This window comes from Pseudoalteromonas sp. OFAV1 (genome assembly GCF_021532595.1).
In the GTDB taxonomy this organism is placed as follows: domain Bacteria; phylum Pseudomonadota; class Gammaproteobacteria; order Enterobacterales; family Alteromonadaceae; genus Pseudoalteromonas; species Pseudoalteromonas lipolytica_C.
This window is the reverse complement of record NZ_JAKGBG010000004.1, coordinates 108,877-127,765: the sequence shown is the minus strand read 5'-3', so window position 1 is coordinate 127,765 and position 18,889 is coordinate 108,877. Positions and strand designations below refer to the sequence as shown.

Genomic DNA, 18,889 nt, shown 5'->3' with positions numbered 1-18,889 from the left:
ACACGAAAAAGCCAGCTTGATGCTGGCTTTTTTTATTGTTGGTTTTTCTCTCGCTCGAGCTGTTGCGGTAATAATACCTCAACAATTTCACGGGCTGGTAATGTATACCTTACGCCATCGAACATCACAGAAGTATGCTCATCAATGCTGGTGATCCCTGTTAAAGTCCAGCCTTCGCCGCGTTCTTTACAATACACTGTAGTGGTAGGTTGAATTACTTTAAACTCTTCACTCATCGAACTTAACCTAATTGCTTGTATTTGCCCTTATAGTAAGACAATAATGTCAGCTCATAAAGAAAAAGAAGTAATTACCGTGTCAAGCCACAATGACTTAGCCTTTGACTTACGCCCAATTCGACACAAAGATTGCCAAGCAATTTGGGATATTTTAAAAGATCCCCATGTTCAATCTTTTAATGATTACAGTGCTGACATAACCAAAGGTGACGTTTACGACTTTATTCAAGGCGACATAGAGAGTTTTTATAATCAACAAGGTATTCGGTTGGTTATCGTTTTGCGAAGTACTGGCCAAGTTATTGGTAGTGTTGGCATATTTAACATAATTAACGGGCAGGGTATTTTAGGATTTGAATTGTCATCGCAATACTTTGGCAAGGGGATAATGCAAAAGGTATTAGCCATGTTATTTGGAAAATTGACAACCTTTGTACCAGCGCCGCTAAACACTATTGTAGCTTTAGTTAACCCAAATAATAGTTCATGTATTAAGCTTTTAACAAAATGCGGCTTTCAACAGCATGACGCTCACTGGATAAAATATGTTACCTAATTACTATAATAGTACAATCTTGTTCTGCTAGAGTTGCTACTATAAAATAGCGCCTCATTTTTAAAAAGGAGCGCTTGCAACTATGGCAAAAGCCAAACCAATTACCAGTATTGAAAGTTACGGCATTTACAGTCATTGGGATGCAAAAGAGAAAGACCTGCCTCAAATCACCGAATTTACAACAGACGTTCCTGCACAGTTAGATATTGAATTTGGTTTTATTGTTAACATTAAAAAGGCCAAAGGACAAAAAATTAAGTTTTGCGTTTACCACCCAGATATCCCCGATGAGGATGGCGATATTATGCCGCCGTTTGAGGGTGAACAGTATGTTAAAACAAACGATTGGCAGTTTTACTTAGGTGATACTATATGGGCACCTGTTGATAATAAAGTAGGTATTTGGCGCATGACTATTGAGTTAAATGGCCATATAATTGCCGATAAATCCTTTAACTTATTAAAGGAAGCCGAAGGCACTGCCACTGATTTTTGGAAGCATCGCGGCTATTAAGCTTTAACCTTGTGAGGGACTATGTATAAAGGAAGTTGTTTGTGCGGCAAAGTAAAAGTAACGATTGTTGGTGGTATAGACTCAATTATTCATTGTCATTGCTCGTTGTGTCGTAAAAACTCTGGCACAGCTTACGCAACCAACGGCTTTATTCAACGAGATGGTTTTAACCTAACAGAAGGCAAGCAGCATCTAAGTGCGTTTGAATTTAAACCCGGTAGAATTCGCTATTTTTGTAGTAGCTGTGGCTCCCCAGTTTATAGCGAAAATAAAGATGACCCAAGCCGCTTACGTATTCGCCTAGGTTTATTAGATAGTGATATAAACGAACGTCCAATTAGTCACAATTTCGTGAGCTCTAAAGCAAACTGGGATACGTTTAACACAGAAATCCCATGCTATGATGGCTTTGAACCTAGTAGAGGGAAGTAATAGCATGATAGCGAATACACCAAAACCGCCTTATTACGCCGTAATCTTTACGAATACCTTATCTGACGATACCGCTGGTTATGAAGAGGTGGCGAATAGAATGGTGGAGCTCGCAGAACAACAACCTGGGTATTTAGGCATGGAGTCTGCTCGTGATGGATTAGGTATTTCTGTGTCGTATTGGCAAAGCTTAGAAGCAATTAAAGCCTGGAAACAAAACGTAGAGCACTTAAATGCCCAGCAACTTGGTAAAGACAAATGGTACAGCACTTTTACAACGCGCATTGCAAAAGTAGAACGTGATTATTCAATGTAGTAATAATTCGTCATATAAGAACACATCATACTGTATTTGACCTCATTATAACCTCAGCGTATCTTTAAATTTAAGTATATTGATAAACAAGATAAGTAGTTATAGAAACTCAGGCGTGGAATCTTCTCGGTTTATCGAATGCGGTGGTTTTTCTTGAATTTTTATGACAACATTTTAAATGTTAAACACCCTAAATACACACTTTTAAAAGTAACTTGGAAGGAATTCATAGGCTTTATGTTATATATCCTTGGCGGTCTACCCGCAACAGGTAAGACTGAACTTTCTAAGTTTTTAGCTTCTTCCTTGGGCGCAGTTCATATTCGTATTGATACTATCGAGCAAGAACTAAAAAACTGTGGTTTTAATAAGCTACATGACGAAGGTTACAAGGTAGCTTTTGCTCTTGCGTTAGAAAATCTAAAAAACGGCCTTTCTGTTGTAGCTGACTCAACAAACCCAGTTTTGGAATCTCGAGAAGGGTGGAAAAGCGTAGCAAATAAAGCTTCATCACCCTATATAGAAATTGAAGTTATCTGCTCGAATAAAGCCGAACATCGACAACGTGTAGAAAACAGGCAAACAGATATTCGAAACCTTTTACTTCCATCATGGGAAAGTGTGATTTCAAGAGATTATGACTTGTGGGAAACAGCACGTATTGTCATAGATACTGCGGGCAAAAATCCTGAGCAAAGTAAGAAAGAGTTGAGTGAGTTACTCAGTAGAAACAATGAAGCATAACAAGCAAGCTGGGTTAGTCAATAAAAGTGCATCAACGAAATGCTTGAAATTGATGTAACTAGAATCAGTTTATTGATTGGGGTTGCGACCAAAAAGCAAAATATTTGAGTTGTTCATTAATTAGAATATATAAAAGCCCACTAAGGTGGGCTTTATGTAAATGCAATTACAATGTGTAATTAAATCCGATGGCAATACCATCATCTTCGGTTTGTGACATCTGTGCTTCTTGCTCAGCATCTTTACTTGAAAAGTCACTAAAATCTTTACGTGCTTCGATGTATAAAATAGTGTCATCGCCCAAAAAGTAGTGCAAACCTAAAACAGCAAATTGTCGTTTAAACACATCATTAGGATCAGCATTAAAGTTTGGTTGAATCACGTAATCGTCACCAGCATCAAATATGTTGTAGGCTAAGAAAGTGCGGATATCGTTATCGAAACGGTAACTGACTAACGATTCAGAACCGACAGCTTCTTTAATTAACCGTCCTAAATTATCAGTATCATGGTTTTCATTTTTATTGATATTCGCTGATGCATACCAACCAGGTGTATTAAAATCACCATAGGTCATACCCACACCATAAATTAGATCTGTTACTGATTGTTTTCGCCCGCCAGCATACAGAATCTCGAATTGGCCTCGGTTTACACCTGCTGTAAATTTAAGTTCATCAGTTACATAGTAGGAGAGGGCAGCACCATAAGTTGAATTAAACTCAACTTTCTGAGCAGCATTATTACCTTGATCCCATAATGCCTGACATGATGCACGCGAAATATCGGCGATATCGCAGGTATAAAAGTCATCTGATTTCAATTGCGTTTGCAATGCTATATGGACATTTCCCCAGTTGTTACGATACTGCAGTACTTTATCGCCTCGACCAGTACCATTTACTGCTCCATCGTCTTTATTGTAGGTGTAGACCCCAGCAGCATTGCCATCCCATACTAGGCTGTAGTTTGTGTTATAAACCACATCATACCAAGCACCCCATTGCTTACCTACAGTAATTCGTCCATATTTTTCGTGTTTTACACCAACATAACCTAAACGGTTGTATAAAAACTCGTCTTGCACAGTTTCAAAGCGATTATTGTAAACAATGTCACTATTACCTACAGGGTTCACTCCCCACTCTAGGAATGCCAAGGCTTGCCATTCATTTTTTAGCTGGCGTTTAAAATCCAAATTTATACGGGATACACCATTTACAATTTCAGTCTCACCTTGAGTGCTGATCACTCTGGCATCAATAAAGCCACCAACAGTGACACTGTTTTTATCATCTTTATATATCTCAATAGCATGACTGTTAATTGTGACCATGCTCATACTTGCGATTAATGTTGCTATGTAAGTTCTTTTCATAGAAATCCTTGTTTATACATCGTCCCTAATAAGTGTTATTTTGCAAAACTAGGAGATTATCAGAGCTAAAATAGGGTAAAAAGTGAAAAAAAATCAACAAAGATATCAGTTTTGAGGAATATTTATTCATTTTGAGTTCACTATACTGAATTATCAATAAGTTAGTGTAGCTAAAAAATGGACACCTTTTGACTTAATGTTTTTAGCATATCTTTTGTATTGGGTTTGTCTGAGCATAAACCGTGCAATAAGGTCATAAAATAGCAGTCTAGTAGAATGGCCGCTTTAACTTTATTAAAATGCGGTTGATCGGCAAAGATTAATGATTCCATCAATCTTATGTGCTGCTCCTGAAACGACTCACTAAACAAACGATCGCTGAAAAGAGGTTTGTAAAAATGATGGTGTGTACAATAGAATTGATAAAAATACTGTGCATAGTGGCTTATTTTTAAACGGGCAGGGCGGTGGATGTCTGTTTCTTTAGCATGCTCCAACACTTCTGCAAATCTGTTTTCTAAGCAGCCCTCTAAAATAGCAACTTTATCTGGAAAATAATTAAATAAAGTACCCACAGCAATATTACTGGCCGCAGAAATTTGTCTAGTAGAGGTGTCAGAAAACCCTTCTTTTACGAATAATGACCAAGCAGCATCTAAAATTCGCTGTTCTGTGTTATTATTTCTCATGCTAACAAACTCTTTGTTTTATAATGATTATTTGAAAGTTGAGCGCGCTCACATTCGTTTGTGAGCGTGCTCATTTTATGTGCAGTTCAGCATAGGTGCTGTATGTCATTTTGTAAAACTACTGAGTTGATTTATTTAAACTATCATGGCGTGCAAAGCGGCTTTAGTTTAAAATTGCATGCAGATTTGTTTTTACTTTTTACCCGCTGGAGGGTACCGCTATCATTAGTACAGCTAATATCACCATGCAATTTGGTGCTAAACCTTTATTCGAAAATATTTCAGCAAAATTTGGCGATGGAAACCGTTATGGTTTAATCGGTGCGAATGGCTGTGGTAAATCAACCTTCATGAAAATCCTAAGTGGTGAACTTGAGCCATCTTCAGGTAATGTCAGTACAGATCCAAACGAGCGTATTGCTAAACTAAATCAAGATCAGTTTGCTTATGAAGAGTTTTCTGTGATCGATACAGTTATCATGGGTCATAAAGAGCTGTGGGAAGTAAAAAAAGAACGTGATCGTATTTATAGCTTACCAGAGATGAGCGAAGAAGACGGTATGCGTGTAGCTGATCTTGAAACTGAGTTTGCAGAGATGGATGGTTACTCAGCAGAAGCTAAAGCCGGTGAGCTACTGATTGGTGTAGGTATCGGTACAGAGCAACACTACGGTCCTATGTCTGAAATCGCACCGGGTTTTAAACTGCGTGTGTTACTTGCACAAGTGCTGTTTTCTGATCCAGATATCATGCTACTGGATGAGCCTACCAATAACTTGGATATTTACACCATCAAGTGGTTAGAAGACGTGTTAAACCAACGCGACTGCACCATGATCATCATTTCGCACGACCGTCACTTTTTAAACTCAGTATGTACACACATGGCTGACATCGATTATGGCGAACTTCGTATTTACCCAGGTAATTACGATGAATATATGTTTGCAGCAACACAAGCCCGCGAGCGTTTACTGAGCGAAAATGCGAAGAAGAAAAGCCAAATTGCAGAACTACAGCAGTTCGTATCTCGTTTCTCTGCAAATGCTTCAAAAGCAAAACAAGCAACATCACGTGCTAAACAAATCGATAAAATTCAGCTTGAAGAAGTTAAAGCGTCTTCTCGTCAAAGCCCATTTATTCGATTTGAACAAGAAAAACAGTTATTCCGTAATGCCTTAGAGCTAACTAACTTAGCGCAAGGTTTTGATGACATGCTTTTCAGTGGCCTTGAAGGTTTAGTTGAAGTAGGTGAGCGTATTGCGATTATCGGTGAGAACGGTGTTGGTAAAACAACATTATTAAATACCCTTGCAGGTCGCTTAGCACCAAAACAAGGTGAATTTAAATGGTCTGATAATGCTAATATTGGTTATTACGCGCAAGATCATGCTGATGAGTTCGAACAAGACATGAACTTATTCCAGTGGATGGAACAATGGCAACAAGAAGGCGACGACGAGCAAGTTGTTCGTAGTTTCTTAGGTCGTATGCTGTTTTCACAAAACGACATTAAAAAGTCAGTAAAAGTGATTTCAGGTGGTGAGCAAGGCCGTATGTTGTTTGGTAAAATTATGATGCATAAACCAAACATCTTATTAATGGATGAGCCAACCAACCATATGGATATGGAATCTATCGAAGCGCTTAACTTAGCACTTGAAGCATACGAAGGAACTTTATTATTCGTATCACACGATAGACAATTCGTATCATCACTTGCTAACCGCATTTGGGAAATCAAAGACGGCAAAGTTATCGACTTTAAGGGTACGTATACTGAGTATCTAGCAAGTAAAGAAGCTTAATTCGTTTATGAGTGATTAAAAGCCATGCATGTCATGGCTTTTTTGTGCTTCTAGAGTCGCATCTTGATGTGAGTTAGGGGATATACCCAAGCCACATCAAGTTACAGAATTCAGCGTTTCACAGGTGCTTAATATCAAGGCGTTACTTTGTAGAAATGGCAGTCCCTTTTAAGAAGTAACAACGATGAGAGTGAGTGCTTGTGAAGCGCCCAAAGGGTTGGTTTAAAAGCGATTTATACTGCGTTATCGATTTTAACAATAGAACCACTATTATTTGCAGTCAATGCCTTGCCTAAATCGCTTTTAATTCCAACTGAAACTCGCATCTTGATGTGGTTTGGGTATATAATACCCGCCACAAAATAAGGACAAAAGTCCGCTTTTTAGAAAACAATTTACTGAGGTGTATTTATGACTGTTGGCATTATTATGGGTTCCAAATCAGACTGGCCAACGATGGAACATGCGGCGTTAATGCTTGAAAAATTCGGCATTGAATACGAGACTAAAGTTGTTTCTGCTCACCGTACCCCTCAATTACTTGCCGACTATGCAAGCACTGCAGCTGAGCGCGGCATTAAAATTATTATTGCAGGTGCCGGTGGTGCTGCGCACTTACCAGGTATGGCAGCGGCCTTTACATCACTACCAGTTTTAGGTGTACCCGTTAAATCTAAAACTCTTAATGGTGTAGATTCGTTATTATCTATATGCCAAATGCCTAAAGGTGTTGCGGTAGGTACTCTTGCTATTGGTGAAGCGGGCGCAGCAAATGCAGGCCTTTTAGCTGCACAAATTTTAGGTTGCCAACAGCCAGAAATTTTCGCAAAAGTTGAAGCATTCCGTAAAGAACAAACAGACACTATCTTAGCTAACCCTAATCCTGCAGAGTAATATGAATATTCTAATTTTAGGTGCGGGTCAGTTAGCTCGTATGATGAGCTTAGCGGGCGCACCCCTTGATTTAAATGTTGTTGCCTACGATGTGGGTAGTGAAAAAATCATTCACCCATTAACCGGTGAAGTTCATAACAGTACATTACAACAAGCTATTGATAGCGCAGACGCAATTACAGCAGAGTTTGAACACATTCCTGATGATGTACTAACACTGTGCTGTCAAAGCAACAAGTTTTACCCGGGTAAAGCGGCGATTAAAACAGGTGGCGATCGTGCACTTGAAAAAGCATTACTTGATAAAACAAATGTTGAGTGCGCGCCTTATCAGCTAATTACCGAAAAAGCACATCTTATTGCTGCGGTAGAGCGTTTAGGTAAGCCACTTGTGATCAAAACTTGCCAAGCGGGTTACGACGGTAAAGGCCAATGGCGCTTAAAATCAGATGATCAAATTGACCAAATTTGGTCAGAAATGGCAGATTTCATTGCATCTGGTACCGACAGTGCACCGCATTCTATTATTGCTGAGAAGATGATCCCATTTGACCGCGAAGTATCTATCATCGGTGCACGCGACAAAGCAGGTAACACAGTAATTTACCCATTAACTGAAAACCAACACACTAACGGTGTGCTTACACTTTCAGTTGCAGGTAAAGAAAAAGCTGCAATTCAAGAACAAGCTGAGCTGGCGTTTAACAAGCTAGCAAATGAACTTGATTATGTGGGTGTATTAGCAATTGAGTTTTTTGATGTTCAAGGTACGTTATTAGTAAACGAAATTGCACCGCGAGTTCATAACTCTGGTCACTGGACACAGCAGGGCACGCATTGCTCTCAGTTCGAAAACCACATGCGCGCTGTTGCAGGCTTACCATTAGGCAGTACAGAATTGCTTCGTCCTACTGCTATGATCAACGTGTTAGGACAGCCTTCAATTCCACACTCAGTACTTGCTACTCAAGATGTTACAAGCCACTGGTATGGTAAAACGGCTAAACCAGGCCGTAAAATGGGACACATCAACGTATCTGCCAATAATCTTCACCAATTAGGTGAGCGATTAGCTGCACTTGCTGAAATATTGCCAGAGCAAGATTACCCAGGTGTAGCTGCTACCAGCACCCAACTTATTTTAAACTAATCAGTTTAAATTCTTAAAAGCCGAGTTTATCTCGGCTTTTTAATTTTTGGCCTTACGCGCAAACTTCGCTAATTTTGTACCTCTTGTCTCAAAGCACTTGCGTCAGGTTTTTCTTCCTATAGACTAATATTTTTATATTAATATTAGCTTGTTATGTTACATCCTCGATTTAGAACAGTCGTGTTTGCCTTTTTTATGGCGCTGTTTATGTCTGGATTTATGTCTTTAGTGATCAGCATTTTTAACGTTGGTTTAATCGATAACATTACAACCATTTGGCTTAAAGCGTGGGCTTTTGCTTTTTGTGTGGCATTTCCTACCGTTATTGTTGTCGCACCTCTGGTACATAAATTAACCAACAAACTAATCAGAGTGCCGTTGTGATAGCTGAACGCCCAAAACAATTTCTTTTTATTACGCTTTTTTTAGCATCTGCTTTGCCATTTGTTGGTTCTGCTACGGCACTTATAGTCGGTGCACTATTTGCCATGACTTTAGGCAATCCATTTGCAGCTCAGTCACAAAAATTTAGTAAATGGATGCTAAAGTTAGCGGTTATTGGCTTAGGCTTTGCTGTTGATTTTAATCAAGTAATAGAAGTAGGGCGCAGTTCTATTGTGCTTACAATTGTCAGTATTACCGCTATTATTGGTCTTGGCGAAATTTTATCTCAGTTATTTAAGTTAAATAAAAACACCGGTGTACTTATCTCATTTGGTACAGCAATTTGTGGTGGCAGCGCAATTGCAGCTATGGCCCCGGTGATTAAAGCCAAAGATCACGAAGTGGCGATATCACTCGCTGTGGTGTTTTTATTAAACGCTCTTGGCTTAGTGTTGTTCCCGATGATTGGCCATTATTTTGGCCTAACCGAACAGCAATTTGGTGTTTGGGCGGCACTTGCGATTCACGATACAAGTAGTGTAGTGGGGGCTTCCGCTGCTTATGGCGCATCAGCACTTGCTATTGCAACAACTATTAAACTAACCAGAGCAATGTGGATCATACCTTATACAAGCATCGCGGGTGTGTTTTGGAAATCAGATGAAAAAGCAAGTATCCCATTGTTTATATTTGGTTTTTTAGCAGCTGCACTGATTAATTCAAGCTTTTCTGAGTATCAAACACTTTGGCATGCACTCAATGTTGGTGCTAAACAAATTTTGGTAATGACCTTATTTTTGATTGGTAGTGGCTTATCTATTTCAGTCTTAAAACAAGCAGGTATTAAACCTTTTATCATGGCGATGATCTTATGGATCATTGTCAGCAGTATTATTTTACTACTTATAGTAGACGGATTTATTTCATGAAAAACGCTTTATTAACTTCTTCTTTAGCCCTGGCTGTAGGTGTATTTGCTAACAATGCAGTGGCTGCAGATTTACGTGTTGCTACCTTTAACGTGAGTATGGATGCAACCAACTATGCTAAAAAAGGCGAAGCTATTGATAAAGATGCTTTAAGCAAAGCATTAGCGAGCAACCACCAGCAAATTCGCAACATTGCCGAAATAATTCAGCGCGTAAGACCTGATGTTATTTTACTTAATGAGTTTGACTATATTGATGCTGATAAAGGCATTAACGTATTTCGTAAAAACTACCTGCAGGTATCGCAAAATAAGCAGGTTGCCATCGATTACCCATATTACTTTATCGCACCAGTCAACACCGGTTTACCTACCGAATTTGACTTAGATAACGATGGTGTAAAGGGGCATTACAAAGGTGACGCACACGGCTTTGGCTTCTTTGAAGGGCATTATGCAATGGCTGTACTTTCTCGCTACCCTATTGATTTAGATAAAGCGCGAACATTACAAACATTCAAATACAAAGATATGCCAAATGCACAAATGCCTATCGACCCTAAAACAGGTAAAGACTGGTATTCAGCAGAAGAATGGCAAGCAATTCACCTAAGCTCTAAATCATTTTGGGACTTACCGATTGATATAAAAGGCAAAACAGTTCATTTACTTGCGTCGCACCCTACGCCGCCGGTATTCGATGGCCCAGAAGACCGCAACGGTAAGCGTAACCACGATGAAGTGAGCTTAATTGCTGATTACATCAACAATGCTAACTACATTTACGATGATAAAGGCCAAAAAGGAGGCTTAAAAGCGAACAGCCGTTTTGTAATTGTTGGCGATTTAAATGCTGCGCCTGAAGGGGGCAAGGCACGTCCAAATACTACAGACCAGATTTTAAAAAACCCATTAGTGAATACCTCTTTTACGCCAACAAGCAAAGGCGCTAAAGAATCGTATAAAGAAGATTATGCTAAAAACTATACCGCTTATTGGCAAGCCAGAGCCGATTACGTACTGCCATCTAATTATGGTATTGAAATAAATGACGGCGGAGTATTTTGGCCAACAGAAAACTCTGAGTTATTCAGATTAATTGAGGATCGCAATGCCTCTTCTGATCATCGTATGGTATGGCTTGATATAACATTGAAATAAGCTGTTATTAAACGGAAAAGTTTGGCTGTTTATCCTATAAAAATTGCTATTTCATCAGTGCTTCTGCTTAAATAAGGCGAATTATAATTACCCTAAAGAAGCACTATGAATTTCAAAACCACTGCTAATAAAACGTTAGTGGCTCTCGCAGTCGCATCTAGCTTTATGCTAGCTGGTTGTCAATCAACCGCCTCAACGCCTTCTGAAGAACAAGTTACCAATGTAGCACCCGTTGTTGTTACTCCTGCTGACACAGGTTCCGCTGAAATCACGTTAGAGCAAGCAATGGCTCACCCTGATTGGTTAGGTCGTCAGCCTGAGCGTGCTTTCTGGAACGGTGATTCTAACAGCATCGTTTATGCACAAAAGCAACAGGGCAATGAGTTACGTGATTTATACGTTCAAGCAATTAACAGCCAATCTGCATCACAATTAGCGTTAAATAAACTACACACTGTAGGCGCTAAAAATGCTGTTTATTCAGCAGATAAAAAGCAACAGGCTTATGCATTTGAAGGTAATATCTTCGTTAAAAACTTAAGCACTGGGCAAATTACTCAAATTACTCACGATAGCGCACAGCAATCAAAACCACAGTTTTTAACTGATGGTAGCCTTGCTTTTCGTCAAGGTAATGCATTTTATAAAGTTGATTTAGCAACGGGTCGTCAAGTTGAATTAGTAAACTTACACCTAGACGATGCACCTAAAGGTGTACAAGAGCCTGACACTTACATTGCAAAAGAACAGCACAAACTAATTGATTACATTGCGCTGACTCACAAAAACAAAAAAGATCGTGAAGCGCGTAAAGCACAAATCAACGAACAAAACGACAGCATTGCTAACGCGCAGTTTTACTTAGGTAAAGGTAAACGTTTAGCAGATGTTCAGCTTTCACCAAATGGCCAAGCACTCGTTGCAGTAACCACTGAGAACCGTTCATGGCGTGACGAAGGCGATATCATGCCTAATTACATTGCCGATGATGCACGTGTAAAGGCTGAGAAAGTACGTCGTCGTGTTGCTGATGAAAAACCAATCAGCTCAGATGTTATCTACATCGACCTTAAATCAGGCGAGCAAACAACCCTTGCATTCGATACCTTACCTGGCTTTGATGAAGACGTACTTGCGGCTGTTAAAAAAGAAAACTACGCCCGCGAAGGCAAAACTTACAAGTCTGAAAAAGCACCGCGCGCCATCAATCTAATGATGGATTGGGGTTGGGACCAAAGTGCAATCCAATGGAACACAGATGGTTCACAAGTGGCACTTATGCTTGAAGCATGGGACAACAAAGATCGTTGGTTAGCCACTGTTGATACGCAAAACAACAAACTTGTTTCACAGCACCGTCTGCATGACGATGCATGGGTTAACTATGCATACAACGATTTTGGTTGGTTAAACAATTCAGATACGCTTTACTACTTATCTGAAGAGTCTGGTTACAGCCATATTTACAAAAAGCCACTTAACGGTAAAGCAACACAGCTAACTAAAGGCCAATTTGTTGTTTCAAACTTAACGTTAACAGCTGATAACTCAGCGATTTACTACAAAGCTAACGTTGAGCATCCAGGTCTTTACGAAATCTATCGTGTAAACCCTGCAAACGGTGAATCTGAGCAAGTAACCAACCTTGATGGTATGACTGATTACCAGTTAAGCCCAGATGAAAGCAAACTATTGCTAACTCATTCAAAAATTATGTCACCGCCTGAGCTTTACGTTGCTGATGCAAAAGCAAATACCCAAGCAACGCAGTTAACGCACACGGTATCTGATGAGTTTTTAGCGAAGAAACTAATCGCACCTAAGATTGTTGCTGTGCCTTCAAGCCACACTGATCAGCCAATTTACGCAAAAGTATATTACCCAGCTGATTATAAAGAAGGCGAAACAGGTAAAAACCGTAAAGCGGTTATCTTTAACCACGGTGCTGGTTACCTACAAAACTCACACATGGGTTGGTCTGGTTACTTCCGTGAGTTTATGTTCCACTCATTACTTGCTTCAGAAGGCTACGTAGTAATGGACATGGACTACCGTGCATCAAAAGGTTACGGCCGTGATTGGCGTACAGCTATTTACCGTCAAATGGGTACACCTGAGATCCAAGATTTAGCAGACGGCGTAAGCTGGATGGCAGACAACGCAAACATAGATACACAAGCTGTAGGCACCTATGGTGGCTCTTACGGTGGTTTCATGACGTTTATGGCGTTATTCACACAACCTGATTTATTCAAAGCAGGTGCTGCACTTCGTCCGGTAACTGATTGGGCTCACTACAATGGTCCTTATACGTCGAATATCTTAAATCATCCAGATGTTGACCCAATTGCCTATGAAAAGAGCTCACCAATTTACTTTGCTGAAGGTCTTAAGAGCCATTTATTAATTAATGCGCCTATGGTTGATGATAATGTATTCTTCCAAGATTCAGTTCGCTTAGTACAACGTTTAATTGAGCTTGAAAAAGAAAACTTTGAAACAGCGATCTTCCCAGTTGAGCCGCATGGTTTTGTACAACCATCAAGCTGGTTAGATGAATACCGTCGTATTTATAAGTTGTTTAAAGAAACGCTTTAATCAATAGTGTAAATGAAAAACAGCCACTTAAAGTGGCTGTTTTTGTTTGTAATAGAATTTATCTCTATAGGGTTATTTGCAGTAAAATTTACTCACATCAAGTACTGCCTTACCTTCCTCTGAGTCGTTTTCAAAAATTAAATTATCACCCTCTAAACTCATTTTATAGTCTCTCATCCATGATATATTGGCTATTAATTCCAATTCATAGCGGTTAAACGAAGCAGGGCACTTTAAATACACATAATGGTGAGCAGTTCCAAAAGCTCCAGGGTCTGATGTGTAGACATAAAAGGTGCGATATTCAAATGCCTTTTCTTGGTGAACGTAATCAGTATTTGAGTTAAACATGATATTGAATAATATAAGTAAACCAATACCAAAGAACATTAAGCATGAATACAAAATACTAATAATAAGGGTCAAATGAGCAAAAATTTTATTTTTAAACGATTCTTTAACGATACTGTATTTTGCTAACAACAGACAAAACCCAATACAAATTGAGCAAAATACTATGGTGTAATAAATATTATCAAGACTTGCCATAAACGTTGCTGAAACAAATTTTAAATTTACCAATAGGCCAAATAGCCCGGCCAAGAGTGGTCCGTAAAGGCAAAATAGGATAATGCGAAGGTAAATATGTCCTTTATTTTCATTCATTTAAAGTTCCTTTTCGAGTTAAAAAGAGTTGTAAAAAGCGAGTAGGGCTACCCGCGATTTTTTATTATTTTTATAAAGACAGGTAAAGCCAACAGTGTGCCGCCAATTGCGCCGATAAAGTGGGCATCAATGGCAACATTAGAGGCGATTAGCTGACTCACCGATTCACTCGGGCCTGCTATTTGCTCCCAAATCACTTTTGCCCACGTACCCGCAAACAATAACCAGCCTGAAAACATGCCTGCTTGTGCGTCTTTAATTGCCCCCCAAATGATCACACCGTGCAGTAATGCGCTTAATCCGGTGTAAATATGGATATCAGGGCAAAATAGCCACACACCTAAACCACACCACAATGCAAGAATAGCAATATTCAATGCATAATGAGGTGGGCTTGTATGCTCAGCATGAAGAGCCCAAATTAATAAAATTCCGGCACAATTTAAGCCTAAGTGGGGCCAATTTGCGTGTACGAATTGACTGGTGAAAATACGCCAAAACTCACCATTTGCGACTAACTCACGGTTAAATTCGAGATATTCATTTAAGTTGAAAAGTGCAAACAAGGAACTTAGTAGTATTAAACACAATGGGGGCAGAATATATTCTAGTTTCAGGGGCAGGTTTATCATGTTATTTTTGTTGTATCTGAGATTGTGACACTATTGTGCACGTTTAATTTTAAGATGCCAAATACACTACGGGATTAAGTATATTTATGTTATTCAAAACCAAAGCTTTGTTAGCTCTTTCCACTTCATTTATCTATTCAACGGCTCTTTTAGCGACTCCTGCAAAAGTTGAAACACGCGAACCCGAAGCTGCAACCGGCTTTGCCCATAAACAGGTTGTTGAAGGCGATAAGTACATGGTCGCAGCGGCAAACCCTTATGCTGTAAAAGCAGGTCAAAAAATGCTTGAGCTAGGTGGCTCTGCGGTTGATGCTGCTATTGCTACACAATTAGTACTCACACTGGTAGAACCGCAATCGTCGGGCATCGGCGGTGGTACATTTATGATGTACTTCGACAACAAAACCAAAAGCCTAACCAGTTTTGATGGCCGCGAAACCGCACCAAGTAACGCTGATGAAACACTGTTTTTAGATAAACACGGTAAAGCCGTTAAGTGGATTGAAGCCGTGGTAGGTGGTCGCTCTGTTGGTGTACCGGGTATTTTAGATGCCTTTGCTTCAGCACATAAGCGTTATGGTAAGTTAGAGTGGCAAACTTTATTTGGCCCTGCCATTGAATTGGCAGAGCAGGGCTTTATTGTGTCACCACGTTTGCATCAATTACTTGCCAAAGAGTTAAACCCAGGAGTTACAAAGCTTCCTGTTATTCGTGATTACTTTTTCCCTGATGGTAAACCGCTTGCTGTTGGTACGGTGAAAAAGAACCCTGAACTTGCCGCGCTTTATAAAGATATAGCGAAACAAGGCATTGATGCTTTCTATAAAGGTGAAAACGCCAAAGAACTTGTGCATGCAGTGCAAAACTCAGCGGTAGCACCGGGTACTTTATCTGTTGAAGACTTAGCGAATTATAAAAGCAAAGAGCGTGCTCCAGTATGTGTTGATTATCGCCAATACGAGGTTTGTTCAATGGCTCCGCCAAGTAGTGGTGGTGTTGCTGTATTACAGATTTTAGCCTTACTCGAACATAAAGATATGGCTAAACTAAAACCAAATTCAGTACAAGCGTTGCATTACTTTACCCAAGCATCACGTTTAGCTTTTGCTGATCGTAACGTGTATATGGGCGACCCAGATTTTATGCCAATCCCTACACAAGGATTACTTGATAAAGATTACCTTGCAGGTCGTGCAAAGCTTATCTCTGAAAAAGATGCTCACGCAGAAGCAGGTACTCCGCCAAACTCACTTGCTTATGCACAAGATGATGCTTACGAGCTACCTTCAACAACCCATATATCGATTGTTGATAGCCAAGGTAATGCGGTTTCGATGACCAGCTCTATCGAAATGGCGTTTGGTTCAACAGTAATGGTGAACGGGTATATTTTAAACAATCAGCTTACAGACTTTGCTTTATCACCAACAAAAGATGGCAAACCTTTAGCTAACCGCGTTGAAGCAGGTAAACGTCCGCGTAGTTCAATGTCGCCAGTGATGGTGTTTAACAAAGACGGCAGTTTACGTTTAGTGGTCGGTTCACCGGGTGGTAGTCGTATCATTGATTACGTTGCTCAAGTGGTAGTAGGTGTGCTTGATTGGAACTTAGATGCGCAAACTGCCATTAATTTACCGCGTATTACTAATCGCAACAATTATACAAGCCTTGAAAAGGGCACTGAACTTGCAAACTTTGAAGCTGATTTTGTTAACCGCGGGCACACAGTTCGTATCCTAGATTTAAACTCTGGTTTACATGCTGTTGAAGTAAAAGACGGTAAACTTTATGGCGCAGCCGATCCGCGCCGCGAAGGTATCGCTTTAAGTGATAAAAGCCACTAAAAACAAGCTCAGCAGCCTTAAAGCTGCTGAGTTTTCATGTATACTATTCGTTGTGCCGTTTAGGGCATAAAATTCATTTTCTTCAATGGTCTGACAAGGTGAATTGTCATTGCAATTTCGCCTTTAAGAGTAATAATGTCAGGTCATAATTATGACGCATCAAAGCTTGGAAATATGACTACAAATACCGATCCAAATTATCTTTATATTCCTTATTCAGGCCCAGGTCTGATCGAAACGCCACTATTAAACAAAGGCAGTGCTTTTTCACAAAAAGAAAGGGAAAGTTTCAACTTAGCCGGTTTACTGCCACCGCGTTATGAAACAATTGAAGAACAAGTTGAGCGTTGTTACCAACAGTATTCAAGCTTTAGCGATAATTTAAACAAGCACATTTACCTTCGTGCAATTCAAGATAACAACGAAACACTTTACTACCGTTTAGTACGTGATCATCTTGAAGAAATGATGCCAATTATCTACACACCAACAGTAGGTGATGCCTGTGAAAAGTTTTCAGACATTTACCGCAGTGCCCGTGGTCTATTTATTTCTTACGAAGATCGTTTCCAAATTGATGATATTTTACGTAACGCCACTAAAGGCAAAGTAAAAGTTATCGTTGTGACTGACGGTGAGCGTATTCTTGGTCTTGGTGACCAAGGTATTGGTGGTATGGGTATTCCAATCGGTAAATTATCACTTTACACAGCATGTGGTGGTATTAGCCCAGCTTATACATTACCAGTGATGATTGATGTTGGTACTAATAACGAAAAACTGCTTAACGATCCAATGTATATGGGTGCGCGTCATAAGCGTATTTCACAAGAAGAGTACGACGAATTCTTAGATCTATTTATTAAAGCGGTTAAACGTCGTTGGCCAAGTGTTTTACTTCAGTTCGAAGACTTTGCACAACCAAATGCAATGCCATTATTAAAACGCTACCGTGATGAAATTTGTAGCTTTAACGATGATATTCAAGGTACTGCTGCGGTAACTGTAGGGTCTTTATTGGCTGCTTGTCGTGTTAAAGATGCGAAACTTTCAGAGCAAAAAGTGGTATTTGTTGGTGCAGGTTCAGCAGGCTGCGGTATTGCTGAGCAAATTATCAGTACTATGGTTGCTGAAGGCATTAGCGATGAGCAAGCTCGCTCACAAATCTTCATGGTTGACCGTTTTGGTCTACTAACTGATGGTATGGAAGGTTTACGTGACTTCCAACAAGCACTTTGCCAATCTAAAGATGGTTTAAGCGAGTGGACATACAGCGGTGAGTACGCATCGTTATTAGATGTGATGCACTGTGCACAACCAGACATCCTAATTGGTGTATCTGGCCAACCTGGTTTATTCACAGAACAAGTTATTCGTGCAATGCACGCATCTTGCCCACAACCGATTATCTTCCCGTTAAGTAATCCGTCTAAGCAAGTTGAAGCACTTCCATCAGATGTTATCGAGTGGACAGAGGGTCAAGCGATTGTTGCTTCGGGTAGCCCATTTGATCCGGTTGAGTATAACGGCCAAATTTTCCCAATCCCACAATGTAACAATAGCTACATTTTCCCGGGTATTGGTTTAGGCGTTATCGCAGCTAAAGCTACTCGTATCACTGATGCAATGCTGATTGTGTCAAGTGAAACATTGGCAGAGTCTTCACCTCGTGCAAACACTGGTAAAGGCAGCTTGCTACCAGCGTTAACCGAAATCCAAGCGTTAAGTAAACGTATTGCCTTTGCAGTAGCGAAAAAAGCGATGGAAGAAGGTGTGGCACTTGAGTTAAGTGATGAGGCTTTATGGGCTGCAATCGAGAAAAACTACTGGCTTCCAGAATACCGTAACTATAAGCGCCGTAGTATCTAAACTATATCGCTTTGAGTGGTTAATAAAAACAGGCTTTTAATGCCTGTTTTTTTATATCTGAATAATAGGGGTTGTTCATATTGAATT

General features: G+C 39.8%; 19 protein-coding genes. 14 read left to right on the top strand and 5 right to left on the bottom strand.

The features are described from left to right. Positions 1-32 precede the first annotated feature (32 nt). Positions 33-236 (bottom strand): hypothetical protein, encoded by a 204-nt coding sequence (locus tag L1267_RS03795; RefSeq protein ID WP_054561447.1) that lies wholly within the window; start codon positions 234-236, stop codon positions 33-35. 46 nt (positions 237-282) lie between these two features. Here L1267_RS03795 and L1267_RS03790 point away from each other — a divergent pair, with 46 nt between their 5' ends. The 5 genes from L1267_RS03790 (at position 283) to L1267_RS03770 (ending at position 2,801) form a co-directional block, all read left to right on the top strand. After that, complete coding sequence (locus L1267_RS03790; RefSeq protein ID WP_199526523.1) at positions 283-795, top strand: GNAT family N-acetyltransferase; 513 nt, start codon at positions 283-285, stop codon at positions 793-795. 82 nt (positions 796-877) lie between these two features. Then, positions 878-1,309 carry a DUF3859 domain-containing protein gene (locus tag L1267_RS03785; protein ID WP_135924463.1) on the top strand — a complete coding sequence of 144 codons (432 nt, stop codon included), beginning with the start codon at positions 878-880 and terminating at the stop codon, positions 1,307-1,309. Positions 1,310-1,330: 21 nt separating this feature from the next. Then, a complete protein-coding gene (locus L1267_RS03780) occupies positions 1,331-1,741 on the top strand; it encodes a GFA family protein (protein WP_135924466.1) in 411 nt (136 codons plus the stop codon). A 4-nt stretch (positions 1,742-1,745) separates the two neighbouring features. Beyond that, complete coding sequence (locus tag L1267_RS03775; RefSeq protein ID WP_235382150.1) at positions 1,746-2,057, top strand: antibiotic biosynthesis monooxygenase family protein; 312 nt, start codon at positions 1,746-1,748, stop codon at positions 2,055-2,057. A gap of 237 nt (positions 2,058-2,294) precedes the next feature. Continuing rightward, positions 2,295-2,801, top strand: coding sequence for an AAA family ATPase (locus tag L1267_RS03770; RefSeq protein ID WP_235382149.1), 507 nt, complete (start codon positions 2,295-2,297; stop codon positions 2,799-2,801). Between the two features lie 166 nt (positions 2,802-2,967). Here the strand turns inward: L1267_RS03770 and L1267_RS03765 are convergent, their stop codons facing one another. After that, the gene (locus L1267_RS03765) at positions 2,968-4,179 is read right to left on the bottom strand and encodes a porin (RefSeq protein ID WP_235382148.1); all 1,212 of its coding nucleotides are present in this window, start codon (positions 4,177-4,179) and stop codon (positions 2,968-2,970) included. 170 nt (positions 4,180-4,349) lie between these two features. After that, the gene (locus tag L1267_RS03760) at positions 4,350-4,868 is read right to left on the bottom strand and encodes a TetR/AcrR family transcriptional regulator (RefSeq protein ID WP_235382147.1); all 519 of its coding nucleotides are present in this window, start codon (positions 4,866-4,868) and stop codon (positions 4,350-4,352) included. A gap of 221 nt (positions 4,869-5,089) precedes the next feature. Between L1267_RS03760 and L1267_RS03755 the strand changes: the two genes are divergently transcribed. The 7 genes from L1267_RS03755 to L1267_RS03725 all read left to right on the top strand — a co-directional run bounded on the left by L1267_RS03755 (position 5,090) and on the right by L1267_RS03725 (position 13,791). After that, positions 5,090-6,676, top strand: a complete 1,587-nt coding sequence (locus L1267_RS03755) for an ABC-F family ATPase (RefSeq protein ID WP_135924478.1) — start codon at positions 5,090-5,092, stop codon at positions 6,674-6,676. A 411-nt stretch (positions 6,677-7,087) separates the two neighbouring features. After that, entirely contained in the window at positions 7,088-7,570 is a 483-nt protein-coding gene (gene purE, locus L1267_RS03750; RefSeq protein WP_138556934.1) for a 5-(carboxyamino)imidazole ribonucleotide mutase, read from the top strand. 1 nt (position 7,571) lies between these two features. After that, positions 7,572-8,720 carry a 5-(carboxyamino)imidazole ribonucleotide synthase gene (locus L1267_RS03745; protein ID WP_235382146.1) on the top strand — a complete coding sequence of 383 codons (1,149 nt, stop codon included), beginning with the start codon at positions 7,572-7,574 and terminating at the stop codon, positions 8,718-8,720. Positions 8,721-8,873: 153 nt separating this feature from the next. Beyond that, the gene (locus L1267_RS03740) at positions 8,874-9,104 is read left to right on the top strand and encodes a DUF2798 domain-containing protein (RefSeq protein ID WP_135924483.1); all 231 of its coding nucleotides are present in this window, start codon (positions 8,874-8,876) and stop codon (positions 9,102-9,104) included. Then, a complete protein-coding gene (locus L1267_RS03735) occupies positions 9,101-10,033 on the top strand; it encodes a YeiH family protein (protein ID WP_235382145.1) in 933 nt (310 codons plus the stop codon). Before L1267_RS03740 ends, L1267_RS03735 begins: the two co-directional genes overlap by 4 nt. Beyond that, positions 10,030-11,193 carry an endonuclease/exonuclease/phosphatase family protein gene (locus L1267_RS03730; RefSeq protein ID WP_235382144.1) on the top strand — a complete coding sequence of 388 codons (1,164 nt, stop codon included), beginning with the start codon at positions 10,030-10,032 and terminating at the stop codon, positions 11,191-11,193. The genes L1267_RS03735 and L1267_RS03730 overlap by 4 nt, the downstream gene beginning before the upstream one ends. 105 nt (positions 11,194-11,298) lie before the next feature. Beyond that, the gene (locus L1267_RS03725) at positions 11,299-13,791 is read left to right on the top strand and encodes a prolyl oligopeptidase family serine peptidase (RefSeq protein WP_235382143.1); all 2,493 of its coding nucleotides are present in this window, start codon (positions 11,299-11,301) and stop codon (positions 13,789-13,791) included. 72 nt (positions 13,792-13,863) lie between these two features. Here the strand turns inward: L1267_RS03725 and L1267_RS03720 are convergent, their stop codons facing one another. Together L1267_RS03720 and rrtA are read right to left on the bottom strand one after the other, a co-directional pair. Continuing rightward, positions 13,864-14,457: a hypothetical protein gene (locus tag L1267_RS03720; protein ID WP_235382142.1), complete on the bottom strand. Its 594-nt coding sequence runs from the start codon at positions 14,455-14,457 to the stop codon at positions 13,864-13,866. Positions 14,458-14,504: 47 nt separating this feature from the next. Then, positions 14,505-15,089, bottom strand: a complete 585-nt coding sequence (gene rrtA, locus L1267_RS03715) for a rhombosortase (protein ID WP_235382141.1) — start codon at positions 15,087-15,089, stop codon at positions 14,505-14,507. An 86-nt stretch (positions 15,090-15,175) separates the two neighbouring features. Here rrtA and ggt point away from each other — a divergent pair, with 86 nt between their 5' ends. Both ggt and L1267_RS03705 read left to right on the top strand, forming a co-directional pair. Beyond that, positions 15,176-16,933, top strand: coding sequence for a gamma-glutamyltransferase (gene ggt / locus L1267_RS03710; protein ID WP_235382140.1), 1,758 nt, complete (start codon positions 15,176-15,178; stop codon positions 16,931-16,933). Between the two features lie 174 nt (positions 16,934-17,107). Beyond that, positions 17,108-18,802 (top strand): NAD-dependent malic enzyme, encoded by a 1,695-nt coding sequence (locus tag L1267_RS03705; RefSeq protein WP_235382184.1) that lies wholly within the window; start codon positions 17,108-17,110, stop codon positions 18,800-18,802. Positions 18,803-18,889: the final 87 nt, after the last annotated feature.